Origin of the sequence: Streptomyces sp. NPDC059255, from assembly GCF_042752355.1 — a bacterium.
GTDB lineage: Bacteria > Actinomycetota > Actinomycetes > Streptomycetales > Streptomycetaceae > Streptomyces.
In genome coordinates this window covers 94,710-115,499 of the sequence record NZ_JBHYZP010000012.1, presented here as the reverse complement: position 1 = coordinate 115,499, position 20,790 = coordinate 94,710, and the positions used below count along the sequence as shown (strand labels likewise).

Below are 20,790 nucleotides of genomic sequence, written 5' to 3'. Positions count from 1 at the left end.
GGTATACATGGAGGCGACCCAGAGATACCCCTAAGGGGTATGGATCCATCCAGGAGGAAACCCATGTCGTCGTCGTGCTGTACACCCGAGGGAAGCTGCCACACCGGTTCGGCGGCAAAGACCCCGGCCGCCACGGCTGTCCCGGAGAGCCGGACCGTTGTCCACCAGGTCAACGGGGTGGGCAGCGCCCACTGCCAGGGTGTGGTCACCCAGGCGATCGCCGGGGTCGACGGAGTGCTCTCGGTCGAGACCGAGATCGGCACCGGCCTGGTCACCGTCACCACCGGTGGCGTGGTCGAGGACGACCGGATCGCCAAGGCGCTCGACGAGGCCGGTTACGAGTACGCCGGCCGCGTGTGACATCAACAGCCTTCAGGACCGGTGTGGTTGGCGCCCCTGACGGCCGCGCGGGCTCGGCCGAACCGCCCCGGCCGGTGTGCCGCGCGGCCGGACGGGAGGCGGAGTCCGGCCGCGCGGCGGTGGGCTCGACGTGACCGGGTCGACGTGACCGGGTCGACGTGACCGGGTCGAGGCGGCCGCGTCGGGGCCGCTCAGCCGGCCACCGCGGCCGCCTGCTTGGCGCGTGCGGCCCTGATGGCGGCGCGCCGGTCCGTGAAGGCCGTCGCCTTGGTGTCCAACCGGCCGGTGAAGGCGGCGAGTTCCTCGCGGGCGGCCTCGCCCTCGGGGCCGAACCCCTCGCGTTCGAAGACCCGCAGGGTGCGCAGGATCGGCATCAGCACACTGTCGTGGTGGAGCCGCAGGTCGTAGATGCCCGCGAGGGCGATCTGCGCGGACTTCCGGCCGAAGTCCTTGATGGTGGAGCCGGGCATCTCGAAGCCGGTGACGACATCGGCGACGGCGCGCATCGTGGTGTCGGGGGCCAGTTCGAACGCGGCGTCGACGAGAGAGCGGTAGAAGACCATGTGCAGGTTCTCGTCGGCGGCGATCCGGGCCAGCAGCGTGTCGCACACCGGATCGGTGCTGACCCGGCCCGTGTTGCGGTGCGAGATCCGGGTGGCCAGTTCCTGGAACGCCGCGTAGGTGATGGCGTGGAGCGCGCTGAAGCCGTCGGGCCGGTCGTACCCGGCCGACATGTGGACCATCCTGGCCCGTTCGAGGGCGCGCGGGTCGACCGCCCTGGTGGCGAGGAGGTAGTCGCGCAGCGCGATGCCGTGGCGGGCCTCCTCGGCGGTCCAGCGGTTGACCCAGGTGCCCCAGGCGCCGTCCTTGCCGAACTGCGCGATGGCGAAGTGGTAGCCGGGCAGGTTGTCCTCGGTCAGCAGGTTGACGATGAGGGAGGTACGGGCCACCTCGGGGAGCGTCGCCTCCTCCTCGGTCCAGGCCTCGCCCCCCATCGGGCCCTCGAAGTCGCGCGCCCGGCTCCACGGCACGTACTCGTGCGGGAACCACTCCTTGGCCACCGCGAGATGCCGGTGGAGGTTGGCCTCCACCACGGGCTGGAGCTCGTACAGCAGTGCCGATTCGGCGCGCTCGGCGGATCGGTCGGACAGGCGTGGAGGCACAGGTCTCGCTACCCTTCATGTTCTTTCACTTGCGTGTCGGATCTGTCTGTTTCCGCGTCCCCCGCTCGCCGTCCCTGTGCGGGGCGGGGGACGCCGGAAGGCTGTTCAGGCGGCGCGGCCGCGGATGCCCACCGCCGCCACGGCGGCGACCGCGGAGCCCGCCGCGCAGGCCAGGAAGACCTGGAGGTAGCCGGTGTCCGCCAGCACGCTGTGCCGGGCCAGGATCGCGGCGAGCGCGGCGATGCCGAACGCCCCGCCGACCTGACGGGCCGTCATCAGCAGCCCCGTACCGGAGGCGAAGCGGTCCTCCGGCAGGGAGGCCGCCGCCGCGTTGGAGATTCCGGTGAGCGCCATGCCGATGCCCGCGCCCGCGACGATGCCGATCGGCAGCCACAGCGAGAGGTAGTGGCGCTCGCTGTCGAGCAGGAAGAACATCGCCGCGCAGGATCCGGCGAACAGTACGGCGCCGGCCAGCGCGGCCGCCCACTGCCTGGCCGGCCCGACGCGTCGCCCGACGACCACGGCGCCCGCCGCCGCGCTGAAGGCGCCGGGCGAGACCGCGAGTCCGGCCTTCAGCTCCGAGTAGCCCCAGACGGCGTTGAGGAACAGCAGGGTGCTGAGCAGATACGCGTACATCGCGGCGCCGAAGAACAGCACGGTCACATTGGTCGCCGCGAAGGGCCGGCTGCGCCAGAGCTGCCACTCGACCGCGGGCGAGGGGTGCCGCAGGGAGAGCAGCAGGGCCACGGCGCTCAGCACGGCGCCACCGATCAGCAGACCGAGTACCGACCCGCTGCCCCAGCCCCAGTCGCTGCCCTGGGTCACACCGAAGACGACGCCGCCCAGACCGAGGCCGAGGCACACCGTACCCACCGGGTCGGGCAGGGTGCGTCCGCTCGGAGGGTCGGTGGCCAGGCCGAGGGCACCGACCAGGACGATGGCGAGCCCGATGGGCAGGTTGATCAGGAACACACTGCGCCAGCCCCACACGTCGACGAGCAGTCCACCGAGGCTGGGACCCACGGCCGCGGCCATGCTGCCGATCGCGCCCCACACGCCCACCGCGACGGCCCGCCGTGCGGGCGGGGTGTGTGTCAGCACCAGCCCGAGGGCCGACGGTGTCATCCCGGCGGCGGCGACGCCCTGCAGGGCACGGGCGGCGATCAGTGTGTTCAGGTTGGGCGCGAGTCCGCTCACCACGGAGGCGAGGACGAACAGGGAGGTGGACCAGAGGAACAGCCGCCGCTGCCCGATGACGTCCGCGATCCGGCCGGCCACCGCGAGCAGCGCGGCGAAGACCACGGCGTACCCGGTGATGACCCAGGTCAGGTTGGGCAACGACGCGTCCGGGAAGCTCTCCTGCAGATCCGCGAAGGCGATGTTGACGATCGTGGTGTCGAGGATCGAGAGGAAGGCGGCACCGGACGCGGCCACCAGGGCGAGCCGTGCGGCCTTGCCCGCCGTGTCGCCGGGCGGAGCGCCCGCCGCCTCGTCGACGGGCGACGGGGATGGGGTGGCCGTCATCCGTGGATTCCTTCCGTGTGGGGACCGCGGCGGCCGGTGAGGTGCGCCGCGCTGGATGGACGAACGATCGTGCATGTTTATGCCCGCCCCATGAAACACCGCGCGCCTGGTGAGCGCAAGGGGCGCAAGGGAGGTATTCCGGACGGGTTTCGGTGGACTCGGAGATGTTATATAAACGACCGTGCGTTTAGTTTTATTCATCCGATCGCGAGGAGCCCGTTGACCGTGGAAGCCATTCCTGACGCCGGCGCCCCGGCGTACGAGGCCGTCGAGCCGACCGGTGCTGAGATCCAGCAGTTCTGGTGGCTGCACGACGCGCGCTGGTACCAGGGCGTGCTGAACCGCTTCGGGCAGGAGGCGGCGAACGAGATCAACGCCGAGGCCGTCCGGTTCGTGGGCCGCCGGGTCGCCTCCTGGTACAGCCGGTCGCGCCCTTCGAAGGAGGAACCGTCGGCCGCCGAACTGGCCGCGCAGGTGGCAGACCTGCTGGCGCTGATGGGGTCGAACGGCCGCTCGGAGGTCGCCCAGCAGGTGCTGGACGACGACGAGTGGGAGACCGTCGTCGGCAAGAGCTTCCCGCTGCTCATGCTGCGGGCCGCCGGGACGTTGGAGGGGTACGAGTGCCCCTGCCTCGAACTGCGGGCCGGATGGTTCGAGGGGCTGCGGGTCCCGGTGCGCGACAGCTGTGTCGAGTGCCAGCGCACCACGGGCTCCGTCTGCCGGTTCAAGGCGCGGATCCTGCGGGACGGTGAGGACGGCGGTGCCGTGAGCGAGGACGCGAAGGCCCGCGCGGACTGACCGGCGGGCCGGACGCCAACGGCGCGCCCCGGACACACTGGGTTGGGCGCGCCGGAAACACCGTACGGACGGGCCGGGGGCAACAGGCGTGCCCCGGACACACTGGGCGGGCCGGATGCGACAGGCGCGCCCCGACACTGGGCGGGCGCGCCGGAAACACCGTGCGCGCCGGGCTCGACGGGCGCGCGCCGGACACACCGGGCGCGCGGGCCGAACACACACCGCGTGCGCCGGAAACACGGGGCGCGCGGGCCGGACACACACCGCGGGCGCTGGAAACACCGGGCGTGCGGGCCGGATCCGACACCCGCCCGCTGAAACACCGGACGCGCGCCGGGACGCACCGCGGGGCGGGGCCCGGAGAGATCACCGACCGGTCATCTCTCCGGGCCCCGCCCCTGGTGCCCGGACGGCGTGTGTTCCCGGCCGTCCGGGGGGTCCGTCAGATACCGCCGCCCTTCAGGACCCGCTCCACCAGCATGGGCGCCGCGCCCGTGTAGCGGGCCGGGTCGAGGAGTTCGGCCAGCTCTCCGGGCGAGAAGTGACCGGCCAGTTCCGGTGTCTCGGCCACGACATCGGCCAACGGCCGGTGGGTGGCGGCGGCCCGCGCCGAGACCCGGCTCATCAGCTCCTTCGCCGCGGCCTTGCCGAGCGCCGGCGCCAGCACGGCCGCCAACCGCTCGGAGGCGATCATCCCCCCGGTGAGGGTGATATTGGTCCCCATCCGTTCCGGGAACACCTCCAGCCCCTCGACCAGTTCACGCGCCGAGTGCGCGGCGCCGCCCGTCAGCCGCAGACACTCCCGCAGCGGCTGCCACTCCGCGTGCCACGCTCCCGCCGACCGTTCGTCCTCCGAGAGCAACGCCCCCATCAGCACGCTCGCGTACGCGGGGAGCTGCAGGGCCGCCGACCTGATCAGCGTCGCCAGCGCCGGATTGCGCTTGTGCGGCATCGCCGAGGACACACCGCGGCCGGTGGCGGCGGGCTCGGCCACCTCCGCCGTCTCCGTACGGGAGAGCAACTGCACATCCACCGCGATCTTGCCCAGCACGCCTGTGGTCAGGGCGAGTTCGGAGGCCAGGGCAGCGACCGGCGCCCGGGTGCTGTGCCAGGGCGCCACCGGTTCCGCGAGCCCCACCTCCGCCGCGAACCGCCGCATCAGACGCGCCGCGTACCGCTGCGGATCGGCGCCCTCGCCCTCGCCCGCGTCCCGTTGCGCGTATTCGAGGTACCCCGCCAACGTCCCCGCCGCCCCGCCCAGTTGCGCGGGCAGCCCACCGTCGAGCAGCCCGCGCAGCCGGGCCGCGCAGCCGTCCACCGACAGCAGCCAGCCGGCCGCCTTCAGCCCGAAGGTGGTGGGTACGGCGTGCAGCCCCAGGGTGCGCCCGGCCATGAGCGTGTCCCGGTGCCGGTCGGTGAGCAGCCGCAGCGCCGCCGCGAGCGCGTCGAGGTCCCCGACCAGGATCTCCAGCGTCCGCCTGGCCACCAGCATCAGCGCGGTGTCCAGGATGTCCTGGCTGGTCGAGCCCCGGTGGACGTAGTCGGCGGCGGCCGGATCGTCGGCGGCGACCACGGCCGTGAACGCCTGGACCATCCCCACCACCGGATTGGCCGCACCCCGTCCGGCGCGCGCGACCGCCACCAGGTCCAGCCGCTCCGCCACCGCCGCCGCGGTGATCGTACGGGCGGCCGAGGCGGGCACCACGCCCAGCTCCGCCTGGGCCCTGACCAGCGCGGCCTCGGCGTCCAGCAGCGCCTGGAGACAGGCACTGTCGGAGGTCGCCGCCTCGGCCGGGGTGCCGGCCCGTACCGGGCTGAGGATCCCGGAGTCGAGGTCCGCCGCGGGGACCGGAGGTGAACTCATCGGTGAACTCCTCATCTCAGGGCCGCCTTCACCGTCGTGGCACCCACGGCCGGACTCTCCGCGAGGGCCAGCACCGCCCGCGCGAGCGCGTCGGAGTCCTGCAGCGTCACGGAGTCGACCCCGGGCCGGATCCCCGCGGCGGTCGCCCAGTGCACCGACTCGGTCGGCACACCGAAGACGAAGCGGCGCGGATGCGGCGTCCCCGACGCGTCCAGGAGGTGGAACGGCGACGCGGAGACGGCCATCCCGCCGGTCCGGTACGCGTAGCCGTCCGGGTCGGTGATGTCGTACGTGCGGCACTGCCCGTCGGCGAGCAGCTGGAGCAGCAGCGGATCCGCCGTCGCCGACACGTCGACCTCGGGCAGCCGTGCCTCGATCAGGGTCGTGGCACTCAGCCGGGACCCCGGCACGGCGGGGGACCGTACGGTGAACACCTGGGCGTTCTCGTCGGTGGCCACCTCGACCTCCGGGCCGAGCACCCGGAGCACCCCCGCCTCGATCAGGGCCACCGCCTCCTCGATCCGCCGGGCCGGCGGACCGATCGACAGGAACGCGTTGAGCGGGGTGTACCAGCCGTCGAGATCGTCCCTGCGGGACCGGCCGGTCAGCCCGCCGTGGTCGATCACCAGCCGTATCTCGTTGCGCAGATCGCGCAGCACATCGAGCGCGGCCTTCAGCGGCCCGTCCACATTGCCGGCCCTGGCCGCCGCCAGGTCCTCCCGCAGATGACCCAGCAGCCAGGACGTGAACTCCTCCGGCGAGGCGAAACTCCGTCCCAGGTACGGCCGGGCGACGCGCTCCCAGTCCCAGCGGTCCCGCGGCGCCACCCCGGCCAGGTCGAGGACGCGGCCCTCCTCGGCCCGGTCCCGGGCGCCGAGATACACGTCCCGCAGCGCCCGCGCCCCGGTGGTGTCACCGGTCGAGGCCAGCAGGGTGGTGTAGTAGACCGTCTCGACCTCCTTCGCGATCAGCGGCCACAGATCGGCCCGGAAATCGAGCCCGCCGCTCCGGGCCCGCTGCCGCAGTTCCTCCACCACCTCCGGGGTCAGCACCGCCGGCGTATGGCGGCCGTGCGCCCCCTTCTGGTTCTCGCCGCGCGAGTGGAAGGGCAGACCGCGGCGGGAACAGGCGACCATCACCGGCTCGCGCCCCGACGGCCGGTAGGCGAGCCCGCCGGGCCCCCGGACGAACTCCCCGCCCCGGCCCAGGGTGAACAGGGCCATGTAGTCGAAGAAGTTGAGACCGAGACCGAGCAGCGCCACCGTCTCCCCGGGACGCACCTCGGACAGGTCCACGTCCGCCGGGTTCGCGGGAGCCACGTAACGTAACTCGTTCCGCTTGGCGAAGTCCCCCCGGGCGAACTGCTCGGCCGAACCCCGTACCGGCACATGCCCCTGGGCCAGCACCACCGCGTGCAGCCCGCCGAGGACCGTGCCGTTCTCCAGCCGTACGCTCTGGGTGCCGCCCGGCACCTCGTCGCGCAGCGCGACCGCGCGGGACTTGTGCACCACGGTGCTGACCCGGCCACGCGCCGACGTGAGCACCCGCCGGAAGACCCACTCCAGATAGTGGCCGTTGAGGGAGCGGGACGGATACGAGTCGGGTCCGAGCGAACCCGCCTCGGCCAGCACCGCCTCGTCGTACGGACCGGCCTCGCCGAGGTCGTACGGCCCCTGCCCGGTGAGGGCGCGCGCCCACTCGTACAGGCTGGGACCCGGGGCCAGCGGGCCCCGCATCCGTACGCTCTCGTCGGTGAACATCGTGACCTGGGAGGCAACGGTGTTCATCAGCAGATGCGGTGACTGACCGGTCCGCCAGACGCGGCCGGCGCCCGGTGGGTACGGATCGACCACATGCACGGTGACGGAACCGCGGTGTCCCTCGGTGTTGGCACAGAGCCGTTCGAGGACCGAGAGGCCCCGTGGCCCCATGCCGACGAGACAGACGTCGAGCCGATCCGCGTCCATGGTCGCTCTCCTCTCAGGTATCCGGGCGTGTCCCCGCACTCCTCGCACGAGCGCCGCGGTCAGGCGCGCGGAGCCCGAGCGCCGGCGCTCCGCGTCCTGACCGCTGACATCGCGCAGGGCGTCCCGGACCGCGTCGAGATCCCGGGCCACCTCCTCCAGCACCTCCTCGACCGCGGGGGCGTTGGAGGCGAGGATCTCCGACCACAACGCCACGTCACCGGCGGCGATCCGGGTCATGTCGCGTACTCCCTGGCCCGCCAGCCGCAGCTGCGACTCGTCACCCTCCACCAGCCGGGCCGCGAGCAGACTCGACACCAGATGGGGGGTGTGCGAAGTCAGCGCGACGGCCCGGTCGTGGTCGGCGTGTGCCATCGTGAGCGGACTGGCCCCGCACAACTCGGCCAGCCGGGTGGCGTGTTCCAGAGCCTCGGGACGTGAATGGCGTGAGGGGGCCAGCACCCAGGGGCGGTTGTGGAAGAGATCCGCGCGCGCGGCGTGCGGTCCCGACTGCTCCCGGCCCGCCATCGGATGCCCGCCCACATAACGGGTGAGATCACATCGGAGTTCGGTCGCGGCCTGCTGGGGAATCGACTTCACACTGGCCACATCGGTGAAGTAGGTGGCAAGCTGACCCTGTTGCTGCTCCCTGAGCACAGCGGCCGTGCTCAGGGGCGGTACCGCGATCACCGCCAGGTCCACGGGGGTGCGCGGAGCGCCGGCGATGCCCGCGCCCAGCGACTCCGCGGCCCGTGCGGCCTCCGGATCCCGGTCCAGCAGATAGGTGGTCACGCCCTGGCCCCGCAGGGCCAGGGCGACGGAGGTCCCGATCAGGCCGGTGCCGACCACCGCGACCGTACGCATCAGCTGCTGCGCCACAGCACGGGGCAGTACCGCGGGTCGGCGTAGTCGGGCCGGCCCTGCGCGTCCCGGCGCACCAGCACGTCGTGGTTGTAGTGGACCTCGCTGCCGTCGGACCGGGTGAAGGGGCGGTAGCGGTTCTCGCCGTCCTGGAGGTGGAAGGAGATCGCGCGGCGCGGCCTGTCACTGCGGTTGGCACCACTGCCGTGGTAGGTCAGGCAGTGGTGGAAGCTGACATGGCCCTTGGGTATGTCCATCGCCACCTTGCGCACCTCGACACCGTTGAAGGCGGCGTTCTCCGTGAGCATGTCGTCCAGCTGATCGCGGTCCCGCTCGGCGAAGTGCAGCGAGGTCTGGTCGTTGGCGGAGGTCTCCTTCCAGCGGTGACTGCCGTCCACCATGGTGATGGTGCCCATCTCCTCACCGCAGTCGTGGAAGGGGATGAACGCGGTCAGCATCCGCTCCGAGGTGGAGTTGGCCCAGTAGTGCCGGTCGAAGTGCCAGGGCACGATGTTCGACGTCTCTTCCGGCCGCGGCGGCTTGAAGATCAGTGTGGACTGGAAGACCCGGATCTCCCGGGCGCCCGCCAGCAGCGCGGCCGTGGCGCCCAGCAGCGGCTTGCCGAGGATCCGGCCGATGGTGTCGTCCTCGTAATGGATGTAGTCGTTGTGCCGCTGTACGGGGCCGTCCTCGGGCTTCCAGGAGGCGAGCTTGGGCGGGCTCACCGGCAGCGTGCGGTCGCGGTGGCCGGCGTAGTAGCGCTCGCTGGCCGCCTCCAGGGTGTCGATCTCCTCGTCGGTGAAGATCTTCTTCGACAGGTACCAGCCGTGTTCCTGGTACGCGATGATGTCGTCGTCGGTGGGGAGCAGCTCACGCTCCGCGTCGGTCAGTGTGAACAGCGGGGAATCCTCGGAAGACACTGTCATCCTTTGCTCGTTCGTCGTGGTGCCGTCGTTCGTCCGGGGCCGGGCGCCGCGCGCCGGCACGGGTGTCGGAACGGGTGCCGGGCCGCCCGCGCGGCCGGCCCCGCGCATCCGCTCACGCGGTGACGCGCTCGCGGGCCTTGGCCTCGTAGAGGGCCTTGATGTTGCCGCTGCCGAAGGTGCGGGCGCCGTGCCGGTCGATGACCTCCCAGAAGAAGGTCCGGCGGATGTGCATGGACTGGGTGAAGATCTGGAAGACCTCGCCCCAGTGGTCCCGGTCCACCAGCACGTTCGTCTCGCGGAGCGCACCCAGGTCGAGCTCCGGGCGGCCGAGGCGCCCCTCCAGCTCGGTGTAGTAGGTGTCGGGGGTCTGCAGGAACGCCACCCCGCGCTGCTCCAGTGTCTTGACGGTGCCGACGATGTCATCGGTGAGCAGCGCGAGATGCTGCACACCGGCACCGCCGTGCCGGGCCAGGAATTCGTCGATCTGGCCGGGCTTGCGGCCGACGACCGGCTCGATCAGCGTGAAGGTGATCTTCCCGCTGGGGCTCTGCACCACCTTGGAGTCCATCGCCTGCTCGCCGACCTCGATGAACTCCTCGAAGATCTGCGAGAAACCGAAGACCTTCTGGTAGTACTCCACCGTCGGCGCCAGTTCCCCGGCGGGCAGACAGATCGCGGCGTGGTCGAGCACCGCCAGCAGCGGCGGCTCCTGCGCGGCGGGGCCGGACGGCACCATCTCCATCAGACCCGGCAGGAACTCCTCGGGGTCACCGGTCCGCTCGACGAAACGGTGTGTCACATCCCCGAAACCCGCCACGCTCGCGGTGACCACACGGGTCCCGCACCGCTCCAGCACCCTCGGCTCCTCGGCCACGGCCGCGCCCTGGGCGACGGCGGTCTCGAACGCGCCCCTGGTGTCCGCCACCGAGAAGGCGATCGTCGCCACGCCGTCGCCGTGCCGCGCGGTGTATACGGCCGCCGGGTCCTCGGGGTCGAGCGCGGAGGTCAGCAGGACCCGTACGTCCCCCTGCACGAGCAGCAGCGAACGCCGCCCCGGCAGTCCTGTTTCGGGACCCGCCTGGCCCTGGACGCGGAATCCGAAGGCGAAGCAGAGAAAGTGTGCCCATTGCTGGGCGTCGCCCACAAAGAATTCGACGTGGTCAATTCCGTCAATGTCCACGGACGTTCCTCACCTTTTCTTTTCTTTTGGTTTCTCTCGGACTCTCGTTCTGTTCACTTCGGTCAGGTCCGCTTTTTCCGGGTGGAGGCGGTGCCGAGCAGCACGCTGACGTTGTGACCGCCGAAAGCGAAGGAATTGCTCAGCGCGGCTTCGACCCGCTGCTTCCTGGCACCGCCCCGTACGTGGTCCAGCTCGCACTGGGGGTCCACCTCGTCCAGGTTGTGCGTGGGCGGCAGGGTGCCCCGGGCGATGGCCAGCGCGGACACGGCCGCCTCCACCGCGCCCGAACCGCCGAGCAGATGCCCGGTCATGGACTTGGTGCCGCTGACCGCGGGCGACCGTCCGCCGAAGACGGACCTGATGGCCCTGGCCTCCGCGATGTCGCCCAGCTTGGTCGCCGTCCCGTGCGCGTTGACATAGCCGACGTCGTCCGGCACGAGCCCGCCGGAGGCCAGCGCGTTCCGCATGCTGCCCGCCGCGCCCTCCCCGTCGGGCCGCGGCGTGGTGGGCCGGTGGGCGTCCGTCGTGACCCCCCACCCGAGCAGATCGGCGTATCCGGCCGCGCCGCGTCCGTCCGCGTGCGCGGCCCGCTCCACCACCAGGACACCGGCGCCCTCCGAGAGGACGAATCCGTTGCGGGCCCGGTCGAAGGGCCGACTGGCGCGCTCGGGGTCCTCCCAGCCGCGCGCCAGCGCCTTGGCGTGCGCGAAGGCCAGCGCGGACGTCGGGTTGAGCGGCGCCTCGGCGCCACCGCAGACCACGACGTCGGCCTCGCCGTACCGGATCAGCCGGGCCGCCTCCACCACCGCGTGGGCACCGGCGGAGCAGGCCGTGGCGATGGCCGCGCTCCAGCCCCTGATCCCGTACTTGATGGCGATCCGGGCCGCCGCCATGTTCGGCAGCATCCCGGGCAGCAGATAGGGGCTGATCGCGGTCGCGCCCCGCTCGGCGCGCGCCGCGGTCTGCGCCTCGTACGTGGTCAGTCCGCCGGCCCCGCTGGAGACCACGACCGCGACCCGGTGCGGGTCCACGTCCCGGCCCACGACGATGCCCGAGTCGGCGAGCGCGTCGTCGGCGGCGGCCAGCGCCATCAGGACGTAACGGTCCACCAGCCGCCCCTCGCTGGGCGGCAGTACCTCGGCGGCGGTGATGTCGGGGGCGAGCCCCGCCACGTCGACGGTCCCGTCCAGCAGGTGGCCGGCGGGCGGACGGCGCAGCCCCGACTTGGTGTGGCAGAGCGCGTCGAAGGTGTCGGACGCGCCCCGGCCGAGCGAGGTGAACGTACCGAGACCGGTGATGACGGCGCCGGCGCCCGGGGCGACGGATGTGCTCATGCCGCGCTCACCGCCTCCGCGCGCAGGTCCGTGCCGGACCCGACGGGCAGTTCGCCCTTGAGGTAGCGCTCCCGCAGCAGCACCTTGCGGACCTTGCCGGTGGGGCCGAGCGGGATGAGGTCGGGATCGACCACCACGACCCGCGCGACGGTCCGCGCGACATGCTCCTCCAGCGCCGCCAGCACCTCCTTGGCCCGGTCCTCCTCGGGAACCTTCCTGGCCTCGCCGGCCGCGGGGACCAGCAGGACCGAGGTGGTGACCTCGTCGCCGTCGCGGACCGCGACGACGGTGCATTCGAGGACCCCGGGACAGCGCGCGAGGATCCGCTCCTCCGACGCGGCGGTGAACAGCTTCTCGCCGCCGGGGAGTTCGACCGCGTCCACCGCGCGGTCCACATGGAAGTAGTAGCCCGCCTCGTCGCGGTACACCAGGTCGCCGGTGAGGAAGTATCCGTCCCTGCGGGTCCGGTAGGTGGTCACCGAGTCGTTCCAGTAACCCAGCGCGAGCGTCGGCGCGTTGACCCCGAGCTGACCGACCTGTCCCGGGCCGAGGTGCTCTCCCTCGTCGCTGATGACCGTCACGTCCGAGAAGGCGTGCGGCTTGCCGATGCAGCGGCCGTACCGGTTGGTCTCCGGGGTGTGGGTGATGAAGAACTGCGAGTGGCCCATCTCGGTGGAGCCGAGGCCGTCGATGAAGAACGAGCCCGGCCGCCGCACGATGCCCTGCGCGGTGGCGGTGCTCCGGTTGCCCACCGCGACCAGCCGCCGTACGTGCGCCTCGTGCGCGCAGTCCCCGGTGTTCCACCAGGCGCGCACGGAGTCGAGGTCGCGCGCCGCCAGGTCCTCGCCGGCCAGCTCCGACCAGGTCGCGGCGAAGCCGAGCACGGCCTCGGGCCGCCAGCTCTCGATGGCGTCGAGGACGACCGTGCCGTCCTGCCGGGACACCAGCGCCAGCTGGACGCGGTTGCACAGCGCCAGGTTGACGGCGATGACCGTCGCGGCGTGGGCGGCCGGCAGCGCGCCGAGCATCCGGTTCAGGCCCTGCCCCTTGGGCAGCGAGAGCCGGTGGCGGACGGAGGCGAAGAGGCTGTGGTGGGAGTGGGCGACCGCCTTGGGCAGCCCGGTGGTCCCGGACGAGTGGGTGATGACGACCGGTTCCGTGCCGTGGTGGCGGTACGGGGCCGGCGCGTCGGCCGGCTTCCCCGCGCCCAGTCCGGACACGTCGCCCAGCAGCGGTGTGTCCGTCTCGTGCCCCGCCAGCTCGGCGGCGTGGGCCGCGTCGGTGAGTACGCCCACGGCGCGGAGCCGCTGGATGTACTTGGCGGCGGTCACCCCGGGGACCCGCCCGTTGACCAGGGCGGGGATGGCGCCGATGTGGGCGAGCGCCAGATAGCTGAGCACCTGGTCGGCGGCGGCGGAGACATAGACCGCGACCGGGTCACGGGGCCTGATGCCCCAGGCGTGCAGGGTGGCCGCCCGTGCCGCCACCCGTTCCCCCAGCTCGGCCAGGGTGAAGGCTTCCCAGGCGGGGTGCCCGTCCACCTCGGTGTCGAAGGTCAGTGCCGGCGCGTCCAGGCCGATGCCCTTGGCGACGAGTGTGGTCAGCGCGTTGCCGACCCCGAGCGCCGGGTCGGCCGCGAGTTCCGCGCGGTCGTTCTTGGCATTCATGCCGTGTCTCCCCTCTGCGTTTCCTGCTCCCCAGCGGCTGGGGACTTTCTCGGTCGACCCGTGGTGCCGGACCGCGGCCCCCGGCCGGTGTCCCGGTGCCGCACAGCACACGGGGCACCGGCCGGGCGCGGCCCGGTGTTCACTCGGCGGCGGCGGAGACGGTCCTGGCGGCGGCCACCCGGTCCACGATCTCCTTGACCAGGCCGGCGACGGTGAGCAGCGCCACGGTCTCCATCTCGTCCTCGTCGAACTTGACGCCGTAGGCGTCCTCCACCTGGATCGCGATCTCGGCCACGGACAGCGACTCCAGATCCAGTCCGGCCGGGCCCAGCGGGGTGTCGCCGGTCACGTCCGTGACGTCGTAGTTCATGTTTTCGAGGGCGGTGACGATGAACTGGTGGACCTCTGCGGTCATTTGATTGACTTCCCTTCATGGATGGACGCCCGGGGCCGGCCCCGGACACGGTGACGGTGCTGTGGTGCACGACGGACGGCGACGAGCGCGGCAGGGCACGCGCCCTGCTGGTGCGGCAGGTTGCCGCGGTGCTCGAAGTGGATCCGTCCGCGATCTGGATGGAGCACGAACCCGGCGGCCGGCCGGTCATGGCCGGGGCGGCCGAGGGCGTGCGGGTGAGCATGAGTCACACCCGGGGCGCGCTGGCGGTGGCGTTCTCCGCCGGCGGTCATGTGGGCGTGGATGTGGAGGCGCTGCGGGTGCTGCCCGGTCAGGCGCTGGCCCGGCGGTGGCTCGACAAGGCCGAGGCCGCGTGGGTGGCCGCGCTGCCGGAGAGCGAACGGTCCGTGGGTTTCCTGTGGTTGTGGACCCAGAAGGAAGCGGTCGGCAAGGCGCTGGGGCTGGGGCTCAGGGCCGGCGGGATGAGCCGCCGGATGCCTTCGCCGGGCCGATGGCCGCTGATCGCGGGGGCCTCGCCCGTACCGCTGGAGCTACCGGACGATCCGGGGACAGCCGCGGACGCGGCGCTGGTCGTCGGTGGGAGTCATGTCGTCGGCGTGGCCGTCCGCGGCGCGGGCGGGCCCGCGCCGCGCGTCGAGGTCCGCCGGGTGACGACGTCCCGTACATCGGGTTGATCCGTAGCCGGGCGGGGTCTTCCTGAGCCGGTTCCCGCCGTCCGCCCGGGCGCTCATACCTCGGCTCCCGCTCTGGCCGCCGCGCGCAGGGCCGCCACGTGGCGCAGCGGCTTTCCGGTGGCGGTCCTGGGGAGTTCGGACAGGACGTGCAGGGTACGCGGCCGCTTGTACGGGGCGAGCCGCGCCGCGAGGGCCTGGGAGAGGCTGCCGGCCGAGACGGAACTCCGCACGATGACGAAGGCCTCGATGCCCGCCTCGTGGACGACGACGGCGTCGGCCACGTCGGGCAACGCGCAGAGGGCGGCCTCGACCTCGGTGAGATCGACCTTGAGCCCACCGATGGAGATCTGCGAGTCCAGCCGGCCGTTCACGGTCAACAGGCCCGTGTCCGGGTCGAGATGCCCCGCGTCGTTGGTGCGCAGCCAGCCGTCCACGTAGCGGGTCGGGTCGACCTCTCCCACGTACGGGGAGGCCGCGAGGCCGAGCAGGATCTGGTTGTCCTGGACGCGCACGGGGAGCCCCGGGACCGGGGTGAGGCCGGGCAGGGTGCCGCCGGTGATGTCGGTGGCGATCACTCCGGCCTCGGTCATGCCGTACATCGCCCCGAGTCCGGCGCCGTACCCCGTGGTGAACCGCTCCCTGACCGTCTCCTTGAGGATCTCCCCACCGGTCACCATCCGTACCAGCTGGGGTAGTTGGGGCGGCGACTGCACGGCGGCCAGTACGGACGCCTGGGAGGGCACACCCAGCAGGGTGGTCGGCTCGGGATCGAGCGCGACGGCCCGGAAGATGGAGTCGGCGGTGTGCCGGGTCGGCAGGACGATCCGGACGCCGGCGGCGAGGCCGTAGAGGAGGCCGCCCACCAGCCCGAGCACATGCACGATCGAGGCCAGCAGGACGATCCGCTCGCCCCGGCGGGGGAAACCGTCGAGCCGGCTGTACCGCTCCACCTCCGCCAGCAGGTCACCGACCGTGCGGCCGATCACCTTGGAGGGGCCGGTGGAGCCAGAGCTGAGCTGGAGCAGCGCGTGCGGGGTGCGGGCCGGCCGGCCGCCGCGCAGCGGTGTGACGCGCGTGGATATCTCGAAAAAACCGCGCAGGGTGCCCGGGACGTCACCGACCGGCTCCACCACCAGCTGTGGGCCGAGTCTCGCGATGGCCCGGCCCACCTCGTGGGTTGTCAGCCGGTAGTCGAGCAGGGCGACCTGGGCCCCGATCCGCCATCCGGCCAGCATCGCGGTGACGCAGTCGAGCGAGGGCGGCAGGCGCAGTGCCAGCGCCCCGCCCTTGGCCAGCCCCGCGGCGGCGAACCGCGTGTGCTGTTCGGCCACCAGTCGGCGTAACTGCCCCCGGCTCACGGGGCCGCCCAGATGGAGCACGATGTCTCCGTCCGAACCGCCGAGTAATATCTCGTCCACCCACGCGCCGTCCTCGCACACCGGGTGGCGCGGTTCCGTATCCCTCACGGATATCTCACCTATTCCAATTCCACGGCGATATCGCTCCGCCGCTACCGGTTCCCCTGCCGACAATCCAAAGTGTCTATCGTTACTGCCGGGTAGGCAAGTAAAGAAATTCTATTCGGTCTGGCGTGTCGTCGATTTGGAGGCGTCACAAATTTTGACGTGCGGGGAATGAATTCGGGCATGCGGAAAAACTCACCCCTAATAATCGGGTGAGAATAAAATCAACGGCACGCTTCGGTGTGAAAGGCCGTTCCGGGAATAACCTTTCCTATCGCCGTACGACGCCTGACCGGTTCAGCTCCTGGATTCCGGAAGCCCCCATCAGCGCCATCGTCTCGTCGAGTTCGCCGGTCAGCAGGCGCAGCACCGAGGCGGCGCCGTCCTCGCCGGAATGGGTCAGCCCCCACAGGACGGGCCGGCCGACGAATACGGCGCTGGCCCCCAGACAGAGAGCCTTGACGATGTCGGTGCCACTGCGGACGGCGCCGTCGAGGACGACGGGACATCGCCCGCCGACGGTGTCGACGATGTCCGGCAGGACGTCCACGGCGTCCACGGCGGAATCGAGTTGCCGGCCGCCGTGGTTGGAGACGATGATTCCGTCCACGCCGTGGCGCACGGCGAGATCCGCGTCCTCGGCGCTGAGGACGCCCTTCAGTATCAGCGGGAGCGAGGTCAGCTCCCGCAGCCGGCCGAGATCGGCCCAGGTGACCGACGCGTCGAACTGCTCCCGCGCGTGGCGGGCGACGGCGGATTCGCCGGCGTTCCCGCCGTGCGAGGCGGCCATGACCTCCGGGTCCACATTGACGGCGCGGATGCCGTCCGGGACCGAGAACCCGTTGCGGACGTCCCGGGGCCTGCGCGCGATGCTCGGCGCGTCCACCGTCAGGACCAGTGCCCGGTATCCGGCGGCCTCGGCCCTCTTGGCCAGCCGCTCGACGATGTCCCAGCGCTTCAGCCAGTACAGCTGGAGCCAGAGCGGCCCGCTCGCCGCGTCGGCGATGTCCTCCAGCGACCGGCTCGCGAACATGCTCACGGTGAGCAGGGTGCCGGTCTCGCCGGCCGCCCGCGCGGTCGCCACCTCGCCCTCGGGGTGTGCGAGCCGGTGGTAGGCCATCGGCGCGATGCCCAGCGGGGCGGCCAGCCGGGCGCCGAGCAGCGTGGTGCCCGGGTCGCGCTCGGAGACGTCCACCAGGCAGCGCGGCCGCAGCCGCAGCCGGTCCAGGGCCGTCCGGCCACTGGTCAGCATTGATTCGGTGCCGCTTCCGCCGGCCAGGAAGTCCCAGACCTCACGGGGTAATCGGCGTTCGGCTTCATCTTCGTACCCGCGCAGCGTCAGCTGTGGCGGTGTGTGTTGACTCCCCCTACCCATGGCGGCCACTCTACACAAGTAACCGCACGGGCGTACAGTAATAGGACGGTCGTTCACTTTGTATGATGGGAGCGGCCGGCGGACCACCGGCCGACGACGGGAGAAGGTGGCGACATGGCGGTGTCCAGGACGGACGGACGCATCGAGCGCGGCAACCAGACACGGCGGCTCATTCTGGGCCATGCCGTGGCGATCGCCTCGGTCGAAGGTCTCGACGGCCTGTCCCTGGGACGGCTCGCGGAGGAACTGAGCCTCAGCAAAAGCGGGGTCTTCGCTCTCTTCGGCTCCAAGGAGGAGCTCCAGCTCGCCACCGTCAGAGCGGCGGTCAAGATCTACATCGAGCGCGTGGTGCAGCCCGCGCGCGAGGTGCCGAGCGGCCTCGGCCGGGTCCGGCACATGTGCGAGCTGTGGCTCGCCTACTCCGAACAGCGGGTCTTCCCCGGCGGATGCTTCTTCTACTCGGTCTCCGCCGAGTACGACGCCCGCCGCGGACTGGTGCACGACACCGTCGCCCAGGCCCAGACCAACTGGGTCTCCTTCGTCGAGCAGTCCATCGAGGAGGCGCGCCAGGCCGGGGAGATCACGGAGGACACCGACGTCCCCCAGCTCGCCTTCGAGCTGATCGCCTTCCTGGAAGCGGCCAACGGCTCCTCGGTGCTCCACGACGACCCCGCCTCCTACACCAGGGCGGACCGCGCCATCATCGAGCGGCTCCGCTCCGTCGCCACCGACCCGTCGAAGCTGGTGGACGCCTCCGTATAGACACGCGTGTCTCCGACCGGACCACGCGGTTCACCGACCGGCCGGGCCGACCGGCCGGAGAGGGAGAGCATGGCACTCGACCCGCAATTACAGGCCCTGTACGACCGGAAGGCCGCCGAGGGCGGCCGTCCGCTCTACACCATGTCCCTCCAGGAGGCGCGCGAGGCCGACCTCGCCGCGGTCCTCGACGGAGCGGGCACACCGGAACCCGTCGAGGAGGTCACCGACACGACCTTCCCGGGACCCGAAGGACCGCTGCCCGTCCGGGTCTTCCGGCCCGCCGGCGAAGGGCCGCTGCCCGTCCTCGTCTACTACTTCGGCGGCGGCTGGACGCTGGGCACCATCGACACCTGCGACGCCATCTGCCGGAGCCTCGCCAACGCCGCGGGGTGCCTCACCCTCGCCGTCGGCTACCGCCTCGCACCCGAGAACCCGTTCCCCGCCGCCGTCGAGGACTGCTACGCGGGCCTGCGCTGGGCGGCCGAGCAGGCCGGCGCGCGCTTCGGCGCCGACACCTCCCGCATCTGCGTCGGCGGCGACAGCGCGGGCGGCAACCTCGCCGCGGCCGTCACCCTGATGGCACGCGACCGGAACGGCCCGGAGCTGGCCGGACAACTCCTCGTCTACCCCAACACCGACCATCTCGCCGACACCGAGTCGCGCCGCACCCACACCGACCCGCTGCTCTTCAACGACAAGTCCGTGCGGTGGTACTGGGACAACTACCTGGCCCACCAGGCCGACGGCAGCGACCCGCTCGCCTCCCCGCTGCGCGCCGAGAGCCACAAGGGGCTGCCGCCCGCGCTGGTCATCACCGCCGAGTACGACCCGCTGCGCGACGAGGGCGAAATGTACGCGGAGCGCCTGCGGGAGAGCGGCGTCCCGGTGGAACTGACCCGCTACCCGGGGGTCATCCACGGCTTCTTCGCGATGGCCGGAACGCTCGACGCGGGCCGCCGGGCGGTCGGACAGGCCGCCGCCCATCTCCGTACGGTCTTCGCCGGGGGCGGCCCCGCGGGAACGAAGGGCTGACACGATGTCGCACACCACCGGCACCACCGAGGCCGGAACCACCCTCAGTGCCACGGCCCCCACCGGCCCTGCCGCCGGTGGGCACGCGCTGGAACTCGGGGATCTGCACGGCTCGCTCGGGGACCCGCTGCTCGACTCGATGAACTTCCTCAACGAGGTCGTCACGCGCTTCCCCGACGCGATCTCCTTCGCCCCCGGCAGGCCCGCCCAGGGCGGGTTCGAACCCGAGGACCTGGTCCGCCATCTGCGCGCCTACACCACGTATCTGGAGCGCGACCGGGGCCTGAGCGCCGAGCGGATCCGCACCCAGCTCTTCCAGTACGGCAGGACCAACGGCCTCATCCACGACCTCGTCGCACAGACCCTGGCCAACGACGAGGACATCCACGTCCCCGCGGAATCCGTGGTGCTGACCACCGGCTGCCAGGAGGCGATGCTGCTCACGCTGCGCGCCCTGTTCGCCGCGCCCGAGGACACCCTGCTGGTCAGCTCCCCCTGCTACGTCGGGGTGACCGGTGCCGCCCGGCTGCTCGACCTGCGGGTGCGGCCCGTCCCGGAAGGCGCGGCGGGCCCCGACCCGGAGGCCGTGCTCGCCGCGGTCAAGGAGACCCGGGCCGAGGGCGGACGGCCGCGCGCCCTCTATGTCGTACCGGACTTCGCCAACCCGTCCGGTGCCAGCATGGACCTGCCCGAGCGCCGCCGGCTGCTGGAGATCGCGGAGCAGGAGGATCTGCTCATCCTGGAGGACAACCCGTACGGGTTCTTCGTGCGCACCGGCGGCGCGCGGCCCACCCTGAAGTCGATGGACCGCGAGCGCCGGGTGCTCTACCTGGGTTCCTTCGCCAAGACCGCGCTACCGGGCGCCCGGGTCGGGTACGTGGTCGCGGACCAGGAGGTCGTCGGCCCCGGCGGCCGGCGCACCCTCCTCGCGGACGAACTGTCGAAGATCAAGAGCATGACGACGGTCAACACCTCGTCCATCAGCCAGGCCGTCATCGGCGGGATGCTCGTGGAGTCCGGCTGCCGGCTCCGCCAGGCCAACGAGCAGGCGATCGCCTTCTACCGCAAGAACCTGGACACCCTCCTCGACGCGCTGGACCGGCACTTCCCGAGCGCGGCCCGGGAGGCGGCGGACATCAGCTGGAACATGCCGGACGGCGGCTTCTTCCTCGTCGTGCGGGTGCCCTTCGACGCCGACGCCGCCGCCCTGGAGCAGTCGGCGCGCGACTTCGGTGTCCTGTGGACGCCGATGCGCGACTTCCACCTCGACGGCGGGGGCACCGGCCAGATCCGGCTCTCGTGCAGCGCGCTGGACCCGGCCGGCATCGAGGAGGGCGTGCGCAGACTGGCCGCCTTCGTCGCCTTCATCGGCCGACGCGGCCCGGCCCGCTGAGAGGGCCGGGCAGCCGGGGAGCGTGTCACCGGTGA

General features: G+C 71.9%; 17 protein-coding genes. 6 read left to right on the top strand and 11 right to left on the bottom strand.

Annotated elements, in window-relative coordinates:
- The first annotated feature begins 63 nt into the window (after window positions 1-63).
- Window positions 64-360 carry a heavy-metal-associated domain-containing protein gene (locus tag ACFXKG_RS16855; protein ID WP_384838718.1) on the top strand — a complete coding sequence of 99 codons (297 nt, stop codon included), beginning with the start codon at window positions 64-66 and terminating at the stop codon, window positions 358-360.
- A gap of 191 nt (window positions 361-551) precedes the next feature.
- On the opposite strand, the gene ACFXKG_RS16850 is transcribed toward ACFXKG_RS16855, so the two are convergent.
- Complete coding sequence (locus ACFXKG_RS16850; RefSeq protein ID WP_384838715.1) at window positions 552-1,523, bottom strand: acyl-ACP desaturase; 972 nt, start codon at window positions 1,521-1,523, stop codon at window positions 552-554.
- Between the two features lie 105 nt (window positions 1,524-1,628).
- Window positions 1,629-3,047 (bottom strand): DHA2 family efflux MFS transporter permease subunit, encoded by a 1,419-nt coding sequence (locus ACFXKG_RS16845; RefSeq protein WP_384838712.1) that lies wholly within the window; start codon window positions 3,045-3,047, stop codon window positions 1,629-1,631.
- 225 nt (window positions 3,048-3,272) lie between these two features.
- Here ACFXKG_RS16845 and ACFXKG_RS16840 point away from each other — a divergent pair, with 225 nt between their 5' ends.
- Window positions 3,273-3,845 (top strand): hypothetical protein, encoded by a 573-nt coding sequence (locus ACFXKG_RS16840; protein WP_384838709.1) that lies wholly within the window; start codon window positions 3,273-3,275, stop codon window positions 3,843-3,845.
- Window positions 3,846-4,287: 442 nt separating this feature from the next.
- On the opposite strand, the gene ACFXKG_RS16835 is transcribed toward ACFXKG_RS16840, so the two are convergent.
- From ACFXKG_RS16835 to ACFXKG_RS16805, 7 genes are all read right to left on the bottom strand, one after another.
- A complete protein-coding gene (locus ACFXKG_RS16835) occupies window positions 4,288-5,709 on the bottom strand; it encodes an adenylosuccinate lyase family protein (RefSeq protein WP_384838706.1) in 1,422 nt (473 codons plus the stop codon).
- Between the two features lie 11 nt (window positions 5,710-5,720).
- Window positions 5,721-8,552 carry a prephenate dehydrogenase gene (locus ACFXKG_RS16830; protein WP_384838703.1) on the bottom strand — a complete coding sequence of 944 codons (2,832 nt, stop codon included), beginning with the start codon at window positions 8,550-8,552 and terminating at the stop codon, window positions 5,721-5,723.
- The gene (locus ACFXKG_RS16825; protein ID WP_384838700.1) at window positions 8,537-9,460 is read right to left on the bottom strand and encodes a phytanoyl-CoA dioxygenase family protein; all 924 of its coding nucleotides are present in this window, start codon (window positions 9,458-9,460) and stop codon (window positions 8,537-8,539) included. Before ACFXKG_RS16825 ends, ACFXKG_RS16830 begins: the two co-directional genes overlap by 16 nt.
- A 112-nt stretch (window positions 9,461-9,572) precedes the next feature.
- The gene (gene hppD, locus ACFXKG_RS16820; RefSeq protein WP_384838697.1) at window positions 9,573-10,640 is read right to left on the bottom strand and encodes a 4-hydroxyphenylpyruvate dioxygenase; all 1,068 of its coding nucleotides are present in this window, start codon (window positions 10,638-10,640) and stop codon (window positions 9,573-9,575) included.
- Between the two features lie 62 nt (window positions 10,641-10,702).
- Window positions 10,703-11,974: a beta-ketoacyl-[acyl-carrier-protein] synthase family protein gene (locus ACFXKG_RS16815; RefSeq protein ID WP_384838694.1), complete on the bottom strand. Its 1,272-nt coding sequence runs from the start codon at window positions 11,972-11,974 to the stop codon at window positions 10,703-10,705.
- Window positions 11,971-13,641 (bottom strand): class I adenylate-forming enzyme family protein, encoded by a 1,671-nt coding sequence (locus ACFXKG_RS16810; RefSeq protein ID WP_384838691.1) that lies wholly within the window; start codon window positions 13,639-13,641, stop codon window positions 11,971-11,973. The genes ACFXKG_RS16815 and ACFXKG_RS16810 overlap by 4 nt, the downstream gene beginning before the upstream one ends.
- A gap of 139 nt (window positions 13,642-13,780) precedes the next feature.
- Complete coding sequence (locus ACFXKG_RS16805; protein ID WP_365816467.1) at window positions 13,781-14,056, bottom strand: phosphopantetheine-binding protein; 276 nt, start codon at window positions 14,054-14,056, stop codon at window positions 13,781-13,783.
- A 17-nt stretch (window positions 14,057-14,073) separates the two neighbouring features.
- Here ACFXKG_RS16805 and ACFXKG_RS16800 point away from each other — a divergent pair, with 17 nt between their 5' ends.
- The gene (locus tag ACFXKG_RS16800; protein WP_384838687.1) at window positions 14,074-14,730 is read left to right on the top strand and encodes a 4'-phosphopantetheinyl transferase family protein; all 657 of its coding nucleotides are present in this window, start codon (window positions 14,074-14,076) and stop codon (window positions 14,728-14,730) included.
- A gap of 53 nt (window positions 14,731-14,783) precedes the next feature.
- Here the strand turns inward: ACFXKG_RS16800 and ACFXKG_RS16795 are convergent, their stop codons facing one another.
- Together ACFXKG_RS16795 and ACFXKG_RS16790 are read right to left on the bottom strand one after the other, a co-directional pair.
- Window positions 14,784-16,196, bottom strand: coding sequence for a class I adenylate-forming enzyme family protein (locus tag ACFXKG_RS16795; RefSeq protein ID WP_384838684.1), 1,413 nt, complete (start codon window positions 16,194-16,196; stop codon window positions 14,784-14,786).
- A 268-nt stretch (window positions 16,197-16,464) separates the two neighbouring features.
- On the bottom strand, window positions 16,465-17,568 hold the full coding sequence (locus tag ACFXKG_RS16790) for an alpha-hydroxy acid oxidase (RefSeq protein ID WP_384838681.1): 1,104 nt from the start codon (window positions 17,566-17,568) through the stop codon (window positions 16,465-16,467).
- 114 nt (window positions 17,569-17,682) lie between these two features.
- On the opposite strand from ACFXKG_RS16790, the gene ACFXKG_RS16785 reads away from it, so the two are divergent.
- The 3 genes from ACFXKG_RS16785 to ACFXKG_RS16775 all read left to right on the top strand — a co-directional run bounded on the left by ACFXKG_RS16785 (window position 17,683) and on the right by ACFXKG_RS16775 (window position 20,755).
- Window positions 17,683-18,330, top strand: a complete 648-nt coding sequence (locus ACFXKG_RS16785; protein WP_384838678.1) for a TetR/AcrR family transcriptional regulator — start codon at window positions 17,683-17,685, stop codon at window positions 18,328-18,330.
- 69 nt (window positions 18,331-18,399) lie between these two features.
- On the top strand, window positions 18,400-19,362 hold the full coding sequence (locus tag ACFXKG_RS16780; protein ID WP_384838675.1) for an alpha/beta hydrolase: 963 nt from the start codon (window positions 18,400-18,402) through the stop codon (window positions 19,360-19,362).
- Window positions 19,363-19,366: 4 nt separating this feature from the next.
- Entirely contained in the window at window positions 19,367-20,755 is a 1,389-nt protein-coding gene (locus tag ACFXKG_RS16775) for a PLP-dependent aminotransferase family protein (RefSeq protein WP_384838673.1), read from the top strand.
- The last annotated feature ends 35 nt before the right edge of the window (window positions 20,756-20,790 follow it).